The following is an 18,629-nucleotide window of genomic DNA, read 5'->3' as shown; positions in this document are numbered from 1 at the left end:
AGTTATGAAAAAGTTTTTTTTAACAGTTGCCGTAATAGCCTCGACATGTCTGATTTCTTGTCAAGGAGGCGGAAAAGAGGTTCAGAGGTTGAAGCAGGAGAATGATTCTCTGATGCAGGTCAATGTTCAGACAAAAGCGGATTTTGAAGAAATGTTGCAATTGATGAATGAAGTCGAAGACGGATTCCGTCAGATGAAAGAAGCGGAAAATTATCTTATTGTACAACAAAATGCGACGGGTGATGTAGATAAGACGACACGAGAAAAATTAAAGTCGGATATGCAGTTAGTAGCCCAGACCTTAAAAGAAAATAAAGAAAAATTGGCACAGTTGCAGAGCCAGTTGAAAAACAGTAAATATCAGTCTTCTCAATTAAAACAGTCTGTAGATCGGTTGTCTGCAGAAATAGAGAGTAAGACGGCTATGATTGCCTCGTTGCAGGAAGATTTGGCGAAACGGGATATTCGTATTAAAGAACTCGATGATGCTGTTTCAGACCTTTCGGGTAAAGTAACAGATCTTTCTCAGGAGACCGAAGAACAAAAAAATACGATTTCTACTCAGGATAAAGAATTGAATACTGTATTTTATGTATTTGGAACAACAAAGGAGTTGAAAGAACAGAAGATTCTTTCTGGCGGTGGTTTGTTTAAGGCAAAAGAGGTGATGAAAGGTGATTTCAACAAAGATTATTTTACTAAAGCCGATTTGCGGACGTTAAAAGAGATTCCTCTTGAAATGAAAAAAGCTAAGATTCTTACCAATCATCCCGAAGGCTCTTATTCTTTGGTGAAAAATGACAAAGGCTTGTTGACATTAGTGATCGGTGATCCTCAAAATTTTTGGAGCTTGTCTAAATATTTAGTAGTAAAAGTGGACGATTGATCTCTTGACTCGGATAAAGTTTTATAGATAGATGCGGAAATAACCTCTAAAAATGTTATTTTCGCATCTATTTTTTTAGAGAATATAAGTAATGAAATATCAGAATATATTCATTGATTTGGACGATACGATTTGGGATTTTCGTACGAATTCTAAAATTGCATTAGAAATAATTTACGATCGCTATGGATTGAGTGAGTATTATCCGTTGTTCGATGAATATTATAGAGTATATAGCGAGAAAAATACGGAGTTATGGTCTTTGTATCACCATAATCGTATCAGTAAAGAGACATTAATTGTAGAGCGATTTCGTTACCCTTTGCAGCGGGTGGGAGCATATAATGATAAACTGGTTTTACAATTGAATGCAGATTATTTGTCGGTATTGTCAGAGCAAGGAGAACTTGTTCCGCAGGCAAGAGAGTTGCTTGATTATTTGAAAAGTCGTTCGTACCGTTTGCATATTATCAGTAACGGTTTCAAAGAAGTTCAGTTTAAAAAGATGAAATCTGCCGGAATAGAAAACTACTTTGAAAAAATAATATTGTCAGATGAGGTCGGGGTCAATAAACCGCATCCTGATATATTCAGGTATGCATTGAATAAAACCGGTTCATCAGGTGAGACATCGTTGATGATCGGAGATAATTATGACGCCGATATTTTAGGGGCTATGCAAAGCGGTTTGGACCAAGTTTATTTTAACCCTTTTCAGAAGCCGATTTCGGGAAAACTCCCTACCTATGAAGTAAGGACATTATCCGAGATATGTAATATATTGTAGAGAAACGGATTTTGGGATAATTTATCAGTTTCAGGGAAATACGATCGGGGTTGATTAACATCCAGTTTGTTAGAGTCTGTTTCAATTTTACTCGGGTCAATTTTGAGATTTTCTTTCGAGGATATTTTTCTGTTTTTACGAGGAGGATAGCGGGCTATCCGACGAAGGAAAACGGGAAAACAGACCGGAAGAAAACGCAAAGATGACCTGATAGTATTTTTTTGTTGGAAAATTTAGACAGGCTCTTAGTCATCCCCGATTATATATAGATTAGAGCCTGTCGACATTTAGGCAGGCTCTTGGTAATTAATATTTAGTGCTCTGTATAGCTTCGATCAAACGCTTGAAATCTTCAGGATAAACATCCCCGATATTACCGATGCGGAAAGTATCTGCTTGAGATATTTTGCCCGGATAAATAACGAATCCTTTTTCTTTCAACTGAGCATAAAAGCTCTTAAAATCGAAATTGCTTTTCGGATAGAGGAAAGAGGTAATAATAGGAGATTGCATATTGTCAGGCAGTAATGTCTCGAATCCTAATGAACGCATGCCTTTTACCAAAATGTCGTGATTCTCACAATATCTTTTGTGACGGGCTGCAACACCGCCCTCTTCTTTCAACTCATCCATGGCTTGTTTGAATGCACGCACTACATGAGTCGGAGAAGTAAAACGCCATTTGCCATGACCTTTTTCCATGGTTTCCCATTGGTCATAGATATCGAGAGACAAGGATTTGGATACGCCTTTGCAGTATTTGAGTTCCGATTTCCGGGCAATAATGAAACCGAATCCGGGAACACCTTGAATACATTTATTTGCACTGCTGATCATGAAATCGATGCCGAGTTCCTGAACATCTAAAGGAACTCCGCCGAAACTGCTCATCGCATCTACGATCAGTTTCTTTCCGTGCATTTTTACGATATGGGCGATTTCTTTCAGTGGATTCAGTACTCCGGTAGTCGTTTCGCAGTGGACTATTGCAACGTGTGTAATCTCGGCATTATGGGCAAGATAGTCATCTACGTACTCTACAGAAACCGGTTCTGTTTCGTCAAAAGCCAGCATGTCATAATGGATACCATGATATTCTGCAATGTTACCCATTCTGTCGCCGTATGCGCCATTGCTTAGTATAAGTAGTTTATCTCCGGCCTTTATGGTGCTTCCGATAACGGCTTCTACACAATAAGTTCCGCTTCCTTGAAGCAATATGGAGGTGTATTCATCTGTCGCTTTGGTTGCCAGTTCGACAAGAGATTTTCTTATTTCTTCGACAATATGGAGATTATAATCTTCGTCCCATGTACACCAGTCGGTCATCATGGTTGCTTTAACAGATTCGGATGTCGTAAGCGGTCCGGGAGTTAGTAAAATATAGGGTCTCATAATTATAATTATTTAGAATTGTTCGTTATTTAATCTTTTGTTTATAGTATCGATCACAGAGGGAAGTTCTTTGATCGTATCGATGACAAAGTGCGCTCCGGCATCGAGCATCTGTTTTTTTACTTCGGCTTTGCGAATTTCCAGTTCTTGAGTCGGCATGTCGGCAACTTCTTTTTCTGTCAGACCCATTTCATTACTGCCGAGTATTACACCGACAGTCCACACTTTAGCATTCCGACCTTCCTTAATATCGGCGATAGTATCACCGTATTTCAGAATATAATCGACAGACGGAATATCGAGATCGATCATATTTTGATATATCATGTATGGATAGGGACGTCCGGCAGGTAATTTATCGGGAGTTACACAATTGTCTGTTTTATACCCTTTCGCAGCCGCATTCGGTAATACTACATCCATCATAGCTTGGGTATAACCGGTTGTAGAACCGATTTTTATGCCTTGAGATCTGAGATTTTTTAAAGTTTCTATAACACCGGGAATCGGATCGGTATAATCGGCCAGCGAAGCGAAAAGATACCCCTCGAATTTTTTGTTCATGGCAATAACATCATCTTCCGTCCATTTCCGGTTATAGATTTTTTCAAAGGTGTCTCCGATACCCTCCATTTTAAAAAGTTCCCGGATGTGATCGATTTTAGCCATTCCCATCGGACGGCGGGCTTGTTCCATACTTATCGTGATTCCTATTTCCTCAAAAGCTTTCAGGAATGCTGCTACAGGAGCAAAACAGCCATAATCTACTGCTGTTCCAGCCCAGTCCATGATAATACATTCAATTCTTTTCATAACAATTCTTTATTATGTAATTTATTATTTCTTTATTCGTTAAATCGTCTGTGATCTCATGATCAATACATTATCGCTATTATTGTTTGTAGAATTAGCAGATATTGATTTCTTGTTTTCCGGTAGCTTTTCTTTTTTGTACCGTTGTATCAGATAGATAGCTGAACTACAAAAAGCAACGCAACAGATGATACCGATGTAACCGGACATAAAGTTATAAAATTCGAGCCAGTCGATACCGGGATTTAAAAATTCTTTGAATATTAAAACGAGCACTGTTCCTGTATAACCGATAAAATCTAATGTAATGATGAAAAATCCTACATTTCCTTTTATTTTAAAACAGGCGATAAAGCGGTCGAAAAATATGGTTTGAAAGCTGAGATAAACGGTATAAAGCGAAAGGCTTTGGAGGAATAGCCATATTATAGGCGAAATTTGTAATGAACTGTAGTTGAAAGCAAGGAAACTTAACGTTGCTGTTCCGCAAGAAACAAGCCCTAATAAAAGGCAAAGAACTTTTATATTGCTTTTTATGAGAGACATCAAACCGAACATGATAAGAATTATCACGGTTACACTTGCATCTACTTTGGCAAAGACCCAAGATGAGAGTCCGGCAGCTTTTACATCCAGAATTTTTACGAGGAAATCTTCTTTTATATCTTGCAGAACGGTGATGAACAAGTTGGCGAAAAATAACATCACCAATACGGGCATGAAATTTTTGAATATATTGAGACGGGCCTTTCCATCTAATGTTACTCTCTCTGTTCGTTGTTCGATGTCCTCTTTTGTCGGTTGCGGCATACGTGTCATTAACCATCCTAAGCCGGATAATAGCGGAAATGCGAAAGCTCCGATTAAAGCCGGCATCCAGAACTCTCCGATTCCCAGATTATTCATGACAAATAGTCCGATCGATTTCGCTGTGCCTGAACTGACAGCAATACTCAGCCCCATAAGACTGGCCAATAGGTCTGTGACTCTGCGTCCTTCGAGAAAGCTGAAAATGACTCCCCACATGCAACCCAATGAGAGTCCGTTGAAAAATAGAGCGAATACATTGAATGGGCGAGGTAATGCACCGAATAGTATTAATGATAATTCAGCTATGGCTACAGAAGAAATAATGAATTTCAGGCGATTTTCTTTTTTTAATTCGGAAATTAGTTTTATACCGATAAATTTTGAAATAAGATATCCTGATATTTGAATAATGCTGGTAGCTGTTTTGTAATCCATGCCGAAAAAATCGAGTCCGTCGAAAGTCGCTGCGGTAAACGGTTTACGCAAGGCATATACCAGTGAATAAGAAAGAAGTGCAGCACCTCCTGCCCAAAGTATAAATAAGAAGTCGGATAATTTCTTTTTGGATATTTTTGTCGTTTTAGTATCGGTAATCATATTGTTTCTCTGTTGTTCGAATTTTGATTTCGGCAGCAAATATATGGGCGGTTTGTGATACTAAAAATGAATATTTATTATTAATAAAGTTCATACATACAGTGTTTTATAAAGTAACATTAATGTAATATTAATGCAATGTCTATATAATATGATGGGTATTTATTTGCAAAGTATTTTGTTAAACTGCCTATTATATATGCTTATATGAATGATCTATTGGATATATATAAACGTATTGAATATTTACGTAATAAAGGTGTAAAAATGAAAGAGATAGCAGACCATGTCAATATGGCGGCCAGTGTCCTGTCTTCTCTTTACTCAAGTGTTCTTCCGACTTTTGTAAGTTGTGTTAAAAAGGATATGCCGGAAGAGGAGGCTTTAGATTATGCCCTTTCGCAAGTCAATAATGTTTCGAAAAAGCGTTTGTTGGGAAATTTGACAGAATTGAAAGAAGCCTTGTTCGAATTAGAGCCTACAATAAATAGCGGACAAAAAGATAATCCGTTTATGAATATGTTAACGGAAGAGATGTTGCGTTCTGCCCAAGATGTGTATAATTATAGCGGTATATATATTAGTTATAGTCTTTCATCATCTTCAGATTCGTTAAAAATAGAACCCTATCTTATTACCCCTTCGGAGAATAACGATTATGTAAAGGTTGCTCACATGAGCGCGTATAATACGACACATTGGGGGGTAGGCATATTCAGTAACCATCAGAATTCGTATATCATGTTCAATGAACGGGAAACTCCGCAAGTGGCTTTGTTCACGATTTATTTGCAATTGCCGATGTATGAATATCCTCGTATGTTGAAAGGACTGTATCTCTGTTTGGATTATAACCGCAATCCGATAGCGAGGCGGATACTTTTTATAAAATATTCGGATAGTACTTGTATGGATGATTTTCTGGAGTTGAAAGGAGAGCTTGTTCCTAAGGATAAATTGACGGAAGAACAATTACATTATTATAATTATACATGTCAAGAGGGAGATTACATTAAAACCTGTACCGTCCCTTCTCCTCAACTTAACGAGAAAGATTTGGAACGGGAGAAAAAAATGTTGAAAATATAGTTGTCTATTTTAAATATTCTTATTTTTGAACAAGTTAATGTAAAATAGTTGTTGATGGGTTGTGCTGTTTTTAAATTACGATTCGGGGTTATCGGGACGAATTTTATATCGGACTGGTTGTTGGAAGGTGCTGCAAAGGATACTCGTTTCGAGGTGACAGCCATTTATTCCCGTTCACAAGATACAGCAGATGCTTTTGCTGAAAAGCACAATATTCCGCACACGTTTGTTTCATTGGAGAAGATGGCTTCGTCACCTTTGATCGATGCCGTTTATATTGCATCTCCTACGGCGTTGCATTCCGAACAAGCCGTCCTTTTTATGGAACATGGTAAACATGTGCTGTGTGAAAAGCCTTCGGCTTCTAATATTCGTGAGCTTGGTCGGATGATCGAGACCGCAAAAAAGTATGATGTCGTATTTATGGAGGCCATGAAATCGACATTGATGCCGGGATTCAAAGCCGTTTTGCAGCATTTGCCCGAAATAGGGACGGTACGACGTTATTTTGCATCCTATTGTCAGTATTTTTCACGTTATGACAAGTTGAAAGCGGGAGAGGTTATGAATGCCTTCAAACCGGAACTTTCCAATGGTGCAGTGATGGATTTGGGAATCTATACCATTTATCCTCTGGTTGTTTTATGGGGACGACCGCTCGGGATTTCAGCGACCGGGACATTGCTTTCAACCGGTGTGGACGGGCAAGGCGCTGTAAATTTTGAATATGAGGATAAGTGTGCTACGATATTGTATTCTAAAGTTGCAGATTCTCTGCTTCCGTCGGAAATACAGGGTGAAGAGGGGACTATTGTTATCGATAAGATACAATCTCCGGATCGGATTCTTTTGAAGTACCGGAATGGAATCTCTCAAGATATTTCTGTTGCCGACCGGCAAAATGAATATTATTATGAAGTAAAGGAGTTTATCGATTTGGTGCAATCCGGAGATAGAGAGTCTTCTGTTAATTCTCATCTGAATTCATTGATAACTCTTGAAATTATCGATGAGGTACGCCGTCAATTAGGTGTTGTATATCCGGCAGATAAAAATTAATCTTTTGTATAATACGAGGAGAACCCAGTCATATTATCCGAGTTCTCCTCGTATTATATGTGAGATTAAAGTTTGACGGAAACCGCTTTTCCGTTATAGTTTATTGTTTTCGACTGTGGACTGTTTTCCTCCATTCCGATACCGGATTCAGTAGATGCGAGTATGATCTTGAATGTCCTCTTTTTGAGCATTCCGTTGAAGTTCCCGTTTCTCTGTCCGATTGATAAAGTGGAAGTCGAATCATTCCATTTGAAATCGATCGTAGAATAGTTTCCTTTTTCGTAGTTGTAATTGTCCCCCTCATCTTCATATAAAGTAAAGTTTGCATTCTTGCCCGGATAAATGCGGATTTCGATGGGAGCTTCTTTTTTCTCTTTTGCATATTGCACTTTAGGTCCGAATGGTAGAATCGATCCGGCTTTTATGTAAATAGGCATGATATCGATAGGGGTTTCTTTATTTATAGACTTTCCTCCGGTTATCTTTTCATTTGTCCAGAAATCATACCATTCGCTACCGGAAGGAAGGTAGACTTTTATCGATTTGTTTCGGCTGAAGTCGATTTTCACGTCTGCTCCTTTCCCGTCGGTATATTGCGGGTCTAAAACAGGAGCTACGAGAATCGATTTTCCGAATAAGAATTCGGTATTGAGATTGTGCGTCCGTTGATCCTCTACGAAGTCGGCAAATAGAGGTCGCATCAGGGATGCGTCATTTTGAGTTATATCCCATGCAGTAGAATAGATATAAGGCAATAGCTTGTAACGAAGGTTGATAAATTTTTCCTGTACATCGAAAGCCCAAGATCCCCTTTCTCCGAAAAGAAAAATTTCCCGTTGAGTAGAAGTCCCGTGAGATCGCATCATCCCTAAGAATGCGGCGAATTGTGTCCATCGGGTATATAGTTCCTGATAGGCCTGATTTTTATTTCCACCCGGATATTGACGGACAGTGAAACCGCCGATATCGCAGTTCCAATACGGAATGCCGGTCATGGAGAAATTCAATCCTGCCGGAATTTGAGCTTTTAAAGCGTTCCAATTTCCGTCTATATCTCCGGACCATGAGATAGCTCCGGTTCTTTGTTGTCCGGCGAAAGCTGAACGAGTCAAGATGAAGACCCGTTTATCGCTGCTTGTTTTACGTTGATTCTTATATATACCCTCGACAGAGACTAAAGGAAAAGCGTTATAGTAATTTCGGTATGAACCTAAATAGCAAGCCGAATCGAGATGTGTTTCGTTTTTATCTTGGTATTCCGGTTCTGTTGCATCGAGCCACCAGCCGTCCATTCCGATAGAGAACATATTTTTATTGAAATACCTCCAATAGATGTCCCGGGCTTCGGGATTGAAAGCGTCATATACCCGAACTCCATTATTTGTGGGAAACGTTTCGAAATCGAATAACATATTTCGGGATTTTAATTCTTTGAAAATGTCAGTCGTCGGACCGAAAGAAGGCCAGATAGATATAATTAATCGGGCATTCATGTCGTGTATCTGAGAAATCATCTCTTGCGGATTTGAAAACTCGGGGTTGTCGAAGGCTACAGCGTTCCAATGTTTATTATCGTTGCTCCAATATCTCCAATCCTGAATAATCCCGTCGATAGGGACTTGCATGTCTCGGTATTTCTTTAGTATTTCGACAATCTGTTTTTGTGAGACATAACGTTCCCGGCTTTGCCAGAAGCCGAATCCGCTTTCGGGCAACATCGGAACTTTTCCGGTCAGTTGACGCATCGCTTTGACAACTCCGTCTGTGTTTTTTCCGTACATGAAATAGTAATCGCTGCAAGTTCCCAAATCAGAGTCAAAGACCGTTTCTTCAGGTGAGTCGCTGAAGCGGGTAGGGGAGTAATTGTCCAGATAGACACCATATCCTTTAATAGACTGGAAGAACGGGATACAGATCACCGTGTTCCTTTGACGTAACAATTCTTTTTGATTTCGTTGGTTCAATTGTCCGTTTTGTATTTGTCCCAATCCGTAGATAGCTTCATTCGTGTCGAGATTAAAAATTTGTTTTACTTGATAAGAGTCTTTGTTCATATCTTTTCGGAAAGAGAATTGCGTGTTTTTATCTTTTAAAAGCAAATTTCCTTTCGAGTCTTTAAAAATGATCTCTCCGGTATTGGTGTTGACCGATACATTTATTTCATTGCTTTTTATAGAATAATAATCTGCAGATTTGTCTTGGGTCAATTTTACTTTTTCGGGTTTCTGCAAGACGACTAAAGATTCTTTTTGAGGTATTTGGCCTTGTGGATATTTTAATATTCTTACGGTAGTCGGAGAATAGAATGTTATTTCTGTACAGATTCCTTTTACCGAGATTTTGTCTGATTGTTTTGCTGTCGATACGAGTGAACTCCCGACAAATAGGAATGACAGCAAGAATAGAAGTCGATTTTTTACATTTTTCATGAGTATAGTGTATTAGTGTGTATATTGAATTTATATTTAATATATTGGCAGATTGTCGGATATAAAAAATGTTCCTGTATTTTTCTGATTTATTTGATCGAGAATTATGTCTTTTATATCAATAAAGATATAAAATGTTAATTATTAAGTGATATCTATTTTTTATTATTTAACATCTGAGAGCCTGTCTAAATCGGGGTAAAGTGATGAATAAGAAACAAGGATATTCCCGATTTGAGAATATCCTTGCTGATCGATTAGGAAATATTTATTTATATTCTTCCCATGCTTTTATTTCCAGTTCTTCTATCGGTGTCGTACAGAATGCGGTAATAAAAGCGGACGCGAGGCGAGAATTGGTTACCAAAGGAATATTCAGGTCTATTGCAGCCCTTCGTATTTTGTAACCGTTATCCAGCTCTCCCGCAGTCAAATTTTTAGGAATGTTAACCACCATATCTATTTTTTTCTCGTGTAACAGATCGAGAGCTTGAGGATAACCTTCTTCACCCGGCCATGCTACTCGGGTAGAAGGAATATTATTTTCCGCCAACATGCTATGCGTTCCTCCTGTTGCAAAAAGCTTATATCCGTTTTTATGTAAAAGCTCGGCTGCAGCAAGCATGTCTACTTTCTGTTTTGCCGTTCCGGTCGAAAGCAGAATACTTTGTTGTGGAATCTTATATCCGACCGAAAGCATCGATTTGAGAATCGCATCGTTCGTGTCATTTCCAAGACAACCCACTTCACCCGTACTTACCATATCTACACCCAGTACAGGATCGGCTTTTTGTAATCGGGAGAATGAGAACTGAGAAGCCTTAATTCCGACATAATCGATGTCGAATAATGTTTTATGAGGTTTTTCGACCTTTTTACCCAACATGACCTGTGTCGCCAAATCGATAAAATTAATCTTCAAAACTTTGCTGATAAACGGAAAACTTCGCGATGCACGTAAATTACATTCGATAACTTTGATAGCATTGCCTTTGGCAAGAAATTGAATATTGAAAGGTCCTGATATCTGTAATTCTTTTGCGATCAGTTTAGAAATACGTTTTACCCGGCGGATAGTTTCCATATACAGTTTTTGCGGAGGAAACTGTATGGTGGCATCTCCTGAATGTACACCTGCAAATTCTATATGTTCACTGATGGCGTATGCGATAATTTCACCTTTATCTGCTACGGCATCCATTTCTACCTCTTTTGCATGTTCGATAAATTGGCTCACTACTACCGGATGCTTTTGAGATACGTTAGCAGCCAATTTTAGAAAACGTTCCAGTTCATCATTGTTTGAACATACATTCATTGCAGCTCCCGATAATACATAGGACGGACGAACCAGTACGGGAAATCCTACCTCATCGACAAATTGATGAATATCTTTCATTGACGTGAGTTCTCTCCATCTGGGTTGGTCTATTCCCAAACGATCACACATTGCCGAGAATTTGTTTCGGTCTTCGGCATTATCGATACTTTTTGCCGATGTTCCCAAAATATTAACACCCTGAGCATCGAGTTTCAGAGCAAGATTATTGGGAATTTGTCCGCCAGTGGAAACGATAACGCCATGAGGAGATTCCATTTCGAGAATATCCATTACCCGTTCGAATGTCAGTTCATCAAAATATAGTCGATCACACATGTCATAATCGGTCGATACGGTTTCCGGATTATAGTTGATCATAACACTGCGCCATCCCTCTTTACGGATTGTATTAAGGGCATTTACACCGCACCAGTCAAATTCTACAGAACTGCCGATACGGTAAGCACCTGACCCGAGTACGACGACAGAGCGATGGTCTCCAAGATAATGGACGTCATTTGCCGTACCGTTATAAGTCAGATACAGATAGTTGGTCTGTGCCGGATATTCGGCAGCCAGAGTATCTATCTGTTTTACTACCGGTATGATGCCTTTTCCTTTCCGGAACTTCCGTACTTCAAGCAGATGTCGGTCTATATCTCCTTGATCTTTAAAAATAGCCCGAGCAATTTGGAAATCGGAAAAGCCTTGTTTTTTTGCTGTTTTCAGTAATTCTAATGGTAAAGCTTCCAAAGAAGAGAAAGTTTCGATCTCTTTTGCCGTATAAATGATATTATTTAATTTTTCCAGAAACCATTTATCGATTTTTGTCAATTCATGTATCTGGTTCACCGTATAGCCTTTTTGCATGGCTTTGCTGATGACGAAGATTCGTTTGTCGGTAGGTTCTCGTAACGCTTTGTCTATATCCTGTATAACCAGTTCTTTGTTTTCGACGAACCCATGCATACCTTGCCCGATCATTCGAAGTCCCTTTTGTATGGCCTCTTCGAATGTACGTCCGATAGCCATGACTTCTCCTACCGATTTCATGCTACTGCCCAGTTCCCGATCGACACCGTGGAATTTTCCTAAATCCCAGCGGGGGATTTTGCAAACAACATAGTCGAGAGCAGGTTCAAAGAATGCGGAGGTCGTTTGTGTAACCGAATTTTTCAGATCAAAAAGCCCATAGCCTAATCCTAATTTTGCTGCGACGAATGCGAGCGGATATCCTGTTGCTTTTGATGCGAGGGCAGATGAACGGCTCAGCCGGGCATTTACTTCAATAACTCTGTAGTCTTCCGAATTCGGGTCTAATGCATATTGTACATTACATTCACCGACAATTCCGATATGGCGTATAATGCGGATTGCCAGTTCCCGAAGTTTATGGTATTCGCTGTTTGTTAGTGTTTGAGAAGGTGCAATTACAATACTTTCACCCGTATGGATACCTAACGGATCGAAATTTTCCATATTGCATACTGTGATACAGTTGTCGAATCGATCGCGGACAACTTCATATTCTACTTCTTTCCAGCCTTTTAAAGACTTCTCGACTAATACTTGCGGAGAGAAAGAAAATGCTTTTTCTGCCAGTTTGTTCAGTTCCTCCTCATTATCGCAAAATCCGCTTCCTAACCCTCCTAAAGCGTAGGCGGCACGAATGATTACCGGATATCCGAGTCGTTTTGCAGCGATGCGAGCGTCTTCGATGTTTTCTACAGCTTCGCTTTGAATGGTTTTAACCTGTATTTCATCCAGTTTTTTTACAAAAAGTTCCCGATCTTCAGTGTCCATGATCGCTTGTACGGGAGTACCTAATACCTGAAGGTTATATTTCTCGAGTATTCCTTTTTTGTAAAGTTCTACCCCGCAATTCAAAGCCGTTTGTCCTCCGAAAGAGAGTAAGATACCATCGGGATGTTCTTTTTTGATTACTTTTTCTACGAAAAACGGGGTTACCGGAAGGTAATAGATATGATCGGCTACTCCTTCCGAAGTTTGTACTGTGGCGATGTTAGGGTTGATCAATACGGTTTCTATGCCTTCTTCCCGAAGAGCTTTCAGGGCTTGAGAACCGGAGTAATCGAATTCGCCGGCTTCCCCGATTTTTAAAGCTCCTGAACCTAATAATAAAACTTTCTTTATTGTACTCATAATGGCGGACAAGGATTATATCATTTCTATAAATCGGTCGAATAAAAATTCTGTGTCGGTAGGACCGCTGGCGGCTTCAGGATGAAATTGTACAGAGAAAAAAGGTTTATTCTTGTGTTGAATACCTTCGTTTGTACCGTCGTTCATATTGACGAACAAAGGTGTCCATTCATCGCTTAATGTATTATTGTCGACTGCAAAACCGTGGTTTTGCGAAGTGATAAAACATTTTTCTGTACCGACTAAGCGTACCGGTTGATTATGACTTCTGTGTCCGTACTTCAGTTTATAAGTATTAGCTCCTCCGGCTTTGGCGAGCAATTGGTTACCCATGCAAATTCCGAAAATCGGTTTTTCTTTTTTCATGGCTTCCCGAATGTGCTTTACCGTAATTCCACAAGTATCGGGATCACCCGGTCCGTTGGAGATGAACAATCCGTCATATTCTATTGCATTGAAATCGTAGTCCCAAGGAACTCTGATGATGGAAACATTTCTTTTTAAGAGACATCGTATAATGTTGTGTTTTACACCGCAATCGACCAGTACGACTCGTTTTTCCCCATTTCCGTAAGTAATTATTTCATTTGTACTTACTCGTGCAACTTGATTGATTTTGTTCGGGTCGATGAAATCGATTTCATTTTCATCAGTAAAAACGATCTTTCCTTTCATGCTTCCTTTTTCACGCAACAGTTTAGTCAGCTCTCGAGTGTCGATACCGGTAATTCCTGTGATTTTTTCTTGTTTCAGCCATTCACCCAAACTCTCTGTCGCATTCCAATGACTGTAGTTTTCAGAATAATCCGATACGATTATCCCGTCGGCATGTATCTTTTCAGATTCGAGAAAAGTCGAGAGATTTTCTGAAAAAGATCGTGCCGGAACTCCGTAGTTGCCTATGAGCGGATAGGTGAGCACCATTATTTGTCCGGAATAGGACGGATCGGTCAAACTTTCCGGATAACCGGACATTGCAGTGTTAAAGACGATTTCTCCGGCTGTCGGACTCTCGTATCCGAAAGAAATACCGGAGAATTTGCTCCCGTCATCCAGTATTAGTGAAACATTTTTTTGTTTTTGCATTTTGAACTTTATAAACTCTATATTAAAATTCCTGTTCTACATAGTTAATAAAAGCCTCGTTTACCAGTTTCATTCCTCCCGGTGTAGGGTAATTCCCGGAGAAATACCAATCTCCGGGATGGCCGGGACAAGATGAGTGCAGACCTTCTAATGTTTGATAAACAATTTGCACTTCAGCTTTTGTGTCTGGGGGAGTGAGCAGTTCCGCTATCTTTCCTGAAATTTCATTAGCGGTAAAGGGCGCGTATATTTCTTTCACGTGATTGACCATTTCGGTTTTGGATAAATTACGTTGGGCAATACATTTTTGATATACGTCGGTTATTAACTGTTTCATATCTCGCTCTTTCAATAAAGCTATCGCTGCTCTGAAAGCGATGAACTCTTTCATTCGAGACATATCTATACCGTAATAATCTGGGTATCTTACTTGTGGAGAGGATGATACGATAATGATTTTTTTAGGATGCAGCCGATCTAATATGCCTATAATACTTTGTTTGAGAGTAGTTCCTCTGACGATACTGTCATCTATGACGACCAGATTGTCTGAATAAGGTTCTACACTGCCGTATGTGATATCATATACATGTGCGGCGAGATCGTTCCGAGTATTTCCTTCGGCAATAAATGTCCGGAGCTTTATATCTTTAATAACGGCTTTTTCAAATCGGATACGCATCGATAATATGTGTTCGAGTTCCTGTTCCGATACTCCGTTTTTTAACGTTGTAAGATATTTTTTCTTCAGTTGGTTCAAATACATTTCAAAACCTTCCAGCATACCGTAGAATGCAACTTCCGCAGTATTAGGAATGAAAGAAAAAACCGTATGGTCTATATCATTTCTTATTGCATCGAGTAACGGTTTTACCAAATTTTTCCCTAATTGCTTGCGTTCCTGATAAATATCTTTGTCGCTACCGCGAGAAAAATATATTCTTTCAAAGCTACAGGCATTGTTCTTTTTAGGAGAGTTGATTTGCTCCGTACGGATATTCCCTTTTTTATTTACGAATAAAGCCTGTCCCGGAAGCAACTCCTTTATAGAATCGCTTGACAGGTTGAAAGCTGTCTGTATAACCGGACGTTCCGATGCCAGTACTACGACTTCGTCATCGGCATACCAAAATGCCGGACGGATACCCCACGGATCACGAATCGAGAAACTTTCTCCGCTTCCTGTGATACCGCAGATCACATATCCGCCATCCCATCCGGGAGTAGTTTTTTTCAATACGTTTGCCAGATCGATCTGATCTTCTATGGCATACGTAATATCCATTCCTTCCAGTCCTTCGTTTTCGCATTTTGCATACAGCCTTTCGACCTCCCGGTCGAGTCTGTGTCCTACCTCTTCCAGCATGATATATGTATCGGCGTATTTTCTGGGATGCTGCCCTTTAGCCGTAATTTTTTCGAATATTTCATCGACATTGGTCAGATTGAAATTACCGCATAAGCTCAAATTTTTCGCTCTCCAGTTATTCCGTCTTAAAAAAGGATGTATATATGAAATACCGGATTTCCCTGTCGTACTGTAACGGAGATGTCCCATATAGATTTCTCCGGCGAAAGGCAATACCTGTTCGGCGTATTCAGCGTTATGCAACTGTGTTTCTGTCAGAGATGTGTAATGAGAATGTACAGCTTCGAATATCTCGGTAATGGCGCTTGTTCCCAAAGCTCGTTCCCTAAACATGTATTCTTCTCCCGGATTGGCTTGGAGTTTTACACAGGCCAATCCAGCACCTTCTTGTCCTCGGTTGTGTTGTTTCTCCATAAGCAAATAAAGCTTATTGAGCCCATACATCCATGTTCCGTATTTTTTTTCATAATATTCGAGCGGTTTTAGTAAGCGTATCATTGCTACTCCGCATTCATGTTTCAATTCTTCCATCTCTTTTTAGAATCATTTTTATTCTACGGTTACCGATTTTGCGAGATTCCTCGGCTGATCTACATCTTTCCCTTTGCAAATGGCAATATGGTATGCCAGTAATTGAAGAGGAATTGTCGTGATTAACGGATCGAGGCACGGTATTGTTTTCGGCAATTCGATACAAAAATCGGCAATATTTTTAATAGTTGTATCACCTTCTGTCACAAGGGCTATTACTTTCCCTTTTCGAGCTTTTATTTCTTGTATATTGCTGATTATTTTTTCATATTGGTTATTGTGCGTCGCTACGACTACAACCGGCATTTCGGTATCTATCAGGGCAATTGGTCCGTGTTTCATTTCTGCTGCCGGATAACCCTCTGCGTGGATGTATGATATTTCTTTTAATTTGAGAGCTCCTTCTAAAGCGACCGGATAATTAAATCCTCTGCCTAAGTAGATAAAATTATGTGCATAGGTAAATATTTGTGAAAGATTGGCTATACTTTCGTTTTTTTCGAGAACTTTTTTCATCTTTTCCGGTATTGTGCTCAGCTCATATACTACTTGCCTGAATTCTTCATTGCCGATACTGTTCTTTTCTCGAGCCAAAGTAAGGGCCAACATAGTGAGAACCGTAACTTGACCGGTAAATGCTTTTGTAGAAGCGACACCGATTTCTGGTCCTACGTGTATATATGAGCCGGTGTGTGTAGCTCTCGGAATAGAAGATCCGACTGCATTGCATATTCCGTATATAAATGCACCTTTGTTTTTAGCTTCTTCGACTGCGGCCAATGTATCTGCCGTCTCTCCCGATTGAGAAATGGCGATGACTACATCATCCGGGTTGATGACCGGATTTCGATACCGGAATTCGGAAGCGTATTCGACTTCTACCGGGAAACGACAAAATTTCTCAATGAGATATTTTCCGATAAGAGCGGCATGCCAAGATGTACCGCATGCTACGATAATGAATCTTTTTGCATGGAGCAGTTTTTCTTTATGATCGATAATAGCAGATAACGCAATATCAGTCCCTTCTATGTTAACACGTCCTCGCATGCAATCATGAATGCAGTCGGGTTGTTCGAATATCTCTTTAAGCATAAAATGGGGATAGCCTCCTTTTTCGAGCTGTCCGAGGTTTAATTCTATAGTATTGATTGTTGGGTTTACGGCAATATTATCTTGAGTTACGATCTTTAATTCTTGTCCGCGATGTATTACGGCAATCTCTCCGTCTTCCAAATATACGACTTTGTCAGTGTATTCTACAATGGGAGTAGCGTCTGATGCGATAAAATATTCACCTTTTCCTATACCTATCACCAAAGGACTGCTTTTTCTCGCTACAATGATTTCGTCGGGATTATTTCGATTTAAGATGGCAATGGCGTATGCTCCGATGACTTCATGTAAGGCAAGCTGTACCGAAGTCAGTAAATCGAGGTTATGGGATACTTTGATATATTCAATTAATTGTACCAGAACTTCTGTATCGGTACTGCTTTTAAATGTATATCCTTTTTCCTGTAATTTTTCTTTAAGAACTGCATAATTCTCAATAATACCGTTATGTATTATAGCCAAATTTTCAGATTCAGAATAGTGAGGATGTGCATTCGCTTGACATGGTTCTCCGTGAGTAGCCCAGCGTGTGTGCGCTATTCCTATAGTTCCACTAATATCCTTTTGAGCGGCAAAAGCTTCCAAGTCTGAAACTTTTCCTTTTGTTTTATAAACATTTAATTGTTGATTATTGCTGATGAGTGCCACACCTGCACTGTCATAACCTCTGTATTCCAGTCTTTTCAAGGCTTTAATAAGAATTGGGTATGCATTTTGAGCTCCAATATATCCTACAATTCCACACATAAATGATCGGGTTAATTTATTTCGGCGACAAAGATAATTATATAAAATGACATTTTGACCTTTTATATATAAAATAATGAGCAAAAAGATACTTAAAATGAAATATGTATTGTAAAAAGTTAATTTGTAATTCTGAATAGAAGAAATAAGTTATCTTACTATTTCGTTTCTGAACTCTCCTCTTTTTCATAATTTGTTATTTGTGGATCGTGTGATATTTTAATCTGTAAGATCAAATTTTTTTTTAGATTAATAATGCCGAAATCATAAAAAAGAAAAGAATAGAATTTATTAATTTTACTATTTCTATTTCCTGCGAAATCTATTCAAGCAATTATCTGTTTTCTTGAGTAATTTTATTCATAATCCTTTTTCAATTTTTTTATGATCGAGAAATAATATCTTATAATTATTCTATTTTGTGCGTATAT

12 protein-coding genes are annotated in these 18,629 nt (G+C 39.1%); 4 read left to right on the top strand and 8 right to left on the bottom strand.

What is annotated here, in order from left to right; translation table 11 throughout:
* Positions 1-4 precede the first annotated feature (4 nt).
* Both Q0093_RS04870 and Q0093_RS04865 read left to right on the top strand, forming a co-directional pair.
* Positions 5-886 (top strand): hypothetical protein, encoded by an 882-nt coding sequence (locus Q0093_RS04870; RefSeq protein WP_297928668.1) that lies wholly within the window; start codon positions 5-7, stop codon positions 884-886.
* A gap of 91 nt (positions 887-977) precedes the next feature.
* Positions 978-1,673 (top strand): YjjG family noncanonical pyrimidine nucleotidase, encoded by a 696-nt coding sequence (locus Q0093_RS04865; protein WP_297928666.1) that lies wholly within the window; start codon positions 978-980, stop codon positions 1,671-1,673.
* A 306-nt stretch (positions 1,674-1,979) separates the two neighbouring features.
* Here the strand turns inward: Q0093_RS04865 and Q0093_RS04860 are convergent, their stop codons facing one another.
* Genes Q0093_RS04860 through Q0093_RS04850 form a run of 3 tightly spaced genes read right to left on the bottom strand, consistent with a single transcriptional unit; the run spans position 1,980 to position 5,288 of the window.
* Positions 1,980-3,068, bottom strand: coding sequence for a 2-aminoethylphosphonate--pyruvate transaminase (locus Q0093_RS04860; protein WP_297928664.1), 1,089 nt, complete (start codon positions 3,066-3,068; stop codon positions 1,980-1,982).
* Between the two features lie 12 nt (positions 3,069-3,080).
* Positions 3,081-3,881 carry a phosphonoacetaldehyde hydrolase gene (gene phnX / locus Q0093_RS04855; protein ID WP_294177636.1) on the bottom strand — a complete coding sequence of 267 codons (801 nt, stop codon included), beginning with the start codon at positions 3,879-3,881 and terminating at the stop codon, positions 3,081-3,083.
* A gap of 39 nt (positions 3,882-3,920) precedes the next feature.
* The gene (locus tag Q0093_RS04850) at positions 3,921-5,288 is read right to left on the bottom strand and encodes a DUF5690 family protein (protein WP_297928661.1); all 1,368 of its coding nucleotides are present in this window, start codon (positions 5,286-5,288) and stop codon (positions 3,921-3,923) included.
* Positions 5,289-5,495: 207 nt separating this feature from the next.
* Between Q0093_RS04850 and Q0093_RS04845 the strand changes: the two genes are divergently transcribed.
* Complete coding sequence (locus Q0093_RS04845; RefSeq protein ID WP_297928660.1) at positions 5,496-6,377, top strand: hypothetical protein; 882 nt, start codon at positions 5,496-5,498, stop codon at positions 6,375-6,377.
* Between the two features lie 54 nt (positions 6,378-6,431).
* On the top strand, positions 6,432-7,436 hold the full coding sequence (locus Q0093_RS04840) for a Gfo/Idh/MocA family oxidoreductase (protein ID WP_297928658.1): 1,005 nt from the start codon (positions 6,432-6,434) through the stop codon (positions 7,434-7,436).
* Between the two features lie 65 nt (positions 7,437-7,501).
* Here the strand turns inward: Q0093_RS04840 and Q0093_RS04835 are convergent, their stop codons facing one another.
* From Q0093_RS04835 to glmS, 5 genes are all read right to left on the bottom strand, one after another.
* Entirely contained in the window at positions 7,502-9,865 is a 2,364-nt protein-coding gene (locus Q0093_RS04835; protein ID WP_297928656.1) for a TIM-barrel domain-containing protein, read from the bottom strand.
* 268 nt (positions 9,866-10,133) lie between these two features.
* Positions 10,134-13,352 carry a carbamoyl-phosphate synthase (glutamine-hydrolyzing) large subunit gene (carB, locus tag Q0093_RS04830; RefSeq protein ID WP_297928717.1) on the bottom strand — a complete coding sequence of 1,073 codons (3,219 nt, stop codon included), beginning with the start codon at positions 13,350-13,352 and terminating at the stop codon, positions 10,134-10,136.
* A 12-nt stretch (positions 13,353-13,364) separates the two neighbouring features.
* Positions 13,365-14,435 carry a glutamine-hydrolyzing carbamoyl-phosphate synthase small subunit gene (gene carA, locus Q0093_RS04825; RefSeq protein WP_294177631.1) on the bottom strand — a complete coding sequence of 357 codons (1,071 nt, stop codon included), beginning with the start codon at positions 14,433-14,435 and terminating at the stop codon, positions 13,365-13,367.
* A gap of 22 nt (positions 14,436-14,457) precedes the next feature.
* Positions 14,458-16,335 (bottom strand): amidophosphoribosyltransferase, encoded by a 1,878-nt coding sequence (locus tag Q0093_RS04820; RefSeq protein WP_294177630.1) that lies wholly within the window; start codon positions 16,333-16,335, stop codon positions 14,458-14,460.
* 18 nt (positions 16,336-16,353) lie between these two features.
* The gene (gene glmS, locus Q0093_RS04815; RefSeq protein WP_297928654.1) at positions 16,354-18,198 is read right to left on the bottom strand and encodes a glutamine--fructose-6-phosphate transaminase (isomerizing); all 1,845 of its coding nucleotides are present in this window, start codon (positions 18,196-18,198) and stop codon (positions 16,354-16,356) included.
* Between the last annotated feature and the right edge of the window lie 431 nt (positions 18,199-18,629).

The sequence above is a fragment of the uncultured Coprobacter sp. genome, assembly GCF_947855755.1.
GTDB lineage: Bacteria > Bacteroidota > Bacteroidia > Bacteroidales > Coprobacteraceae > Coprobacter.
The sequence above is the reverse complement of the archived record's forward strand: the minus strand, read 5'-3'. Positions and strand labels throughout refer to the sequence as shown.

Coding starts and splice junctions, on each gene's coding strand:
- Q0093_RS04840 (WP_297928658.1), top strand. CDS start 6,432: ATGGGTTGTGCTGTTTTTAAATTACGATTCGGGGTTATCGGGACGAAT.
- Q0093_RS04870 (WP_297928668.1), top strand. CDS start 5: ATGAAAAAGTTTTTTTTAACAGTTGCCGTAATAGCCTCGACATGTCTG.
- Q0093_RS04860 (WP_297928664.1), bottom strand. CDS start 3,068: ATGAGACCCTATATTTTACTAACTCCCGGACCGCTTACGACATCCGAA.
- phnX (WP_294177636.1), bottom strand. CDS start 3,881: ATGAAAAGAATTGAATGTATTATCATGGACTGGGCTGGAACAGCAGTA.
- carA (WP_294177631.1), bottom strand. CDS start 14,435: ATGCAAAAACAAAAAAATGTTTCACTAATACTGGATGACGGGAGCAAA.
- Q0093_RS04865 (WP_297928666.1), top strand. CDS start 978: ATGAAATATCAGAATATATTCATTGATTTGGACGATACGATTTGGGAT.
- Q0093_RS04835 (WP_297928656.1), bottom strand. CDS start 9,865: ATGAAAAATGTAAAAAATCGACTTCTATTCTTGCTGTCATTCCTATTT.
- Q0093_RS04845 (WP_297928660.1), top strand. CDS start 5,496: ATGAATGATCTATTGGATATATATAAACGTATTGAATATTTACGTAAT.
- glmS (WP_297928654.1), bottom strand. CDS start 18,198: ATGTGTGGAATTGTAGGATATATTGGAGCTCAAAATGCATACCCAATT.
- Q0093_RS04820 (WP_294177630.1), bottom strand. CDS start 16,335: ATGGAAGAATTGAAACATGAATGCGGAGTAGCAATGATACGCTTACTA.
- Q0093_RS04850 (WP_297928661.1), bottom strand. CDS start 5,288: ATGATTACCGATACTAAAACGACAAAAATATCCAAAAAGAAATTATCC.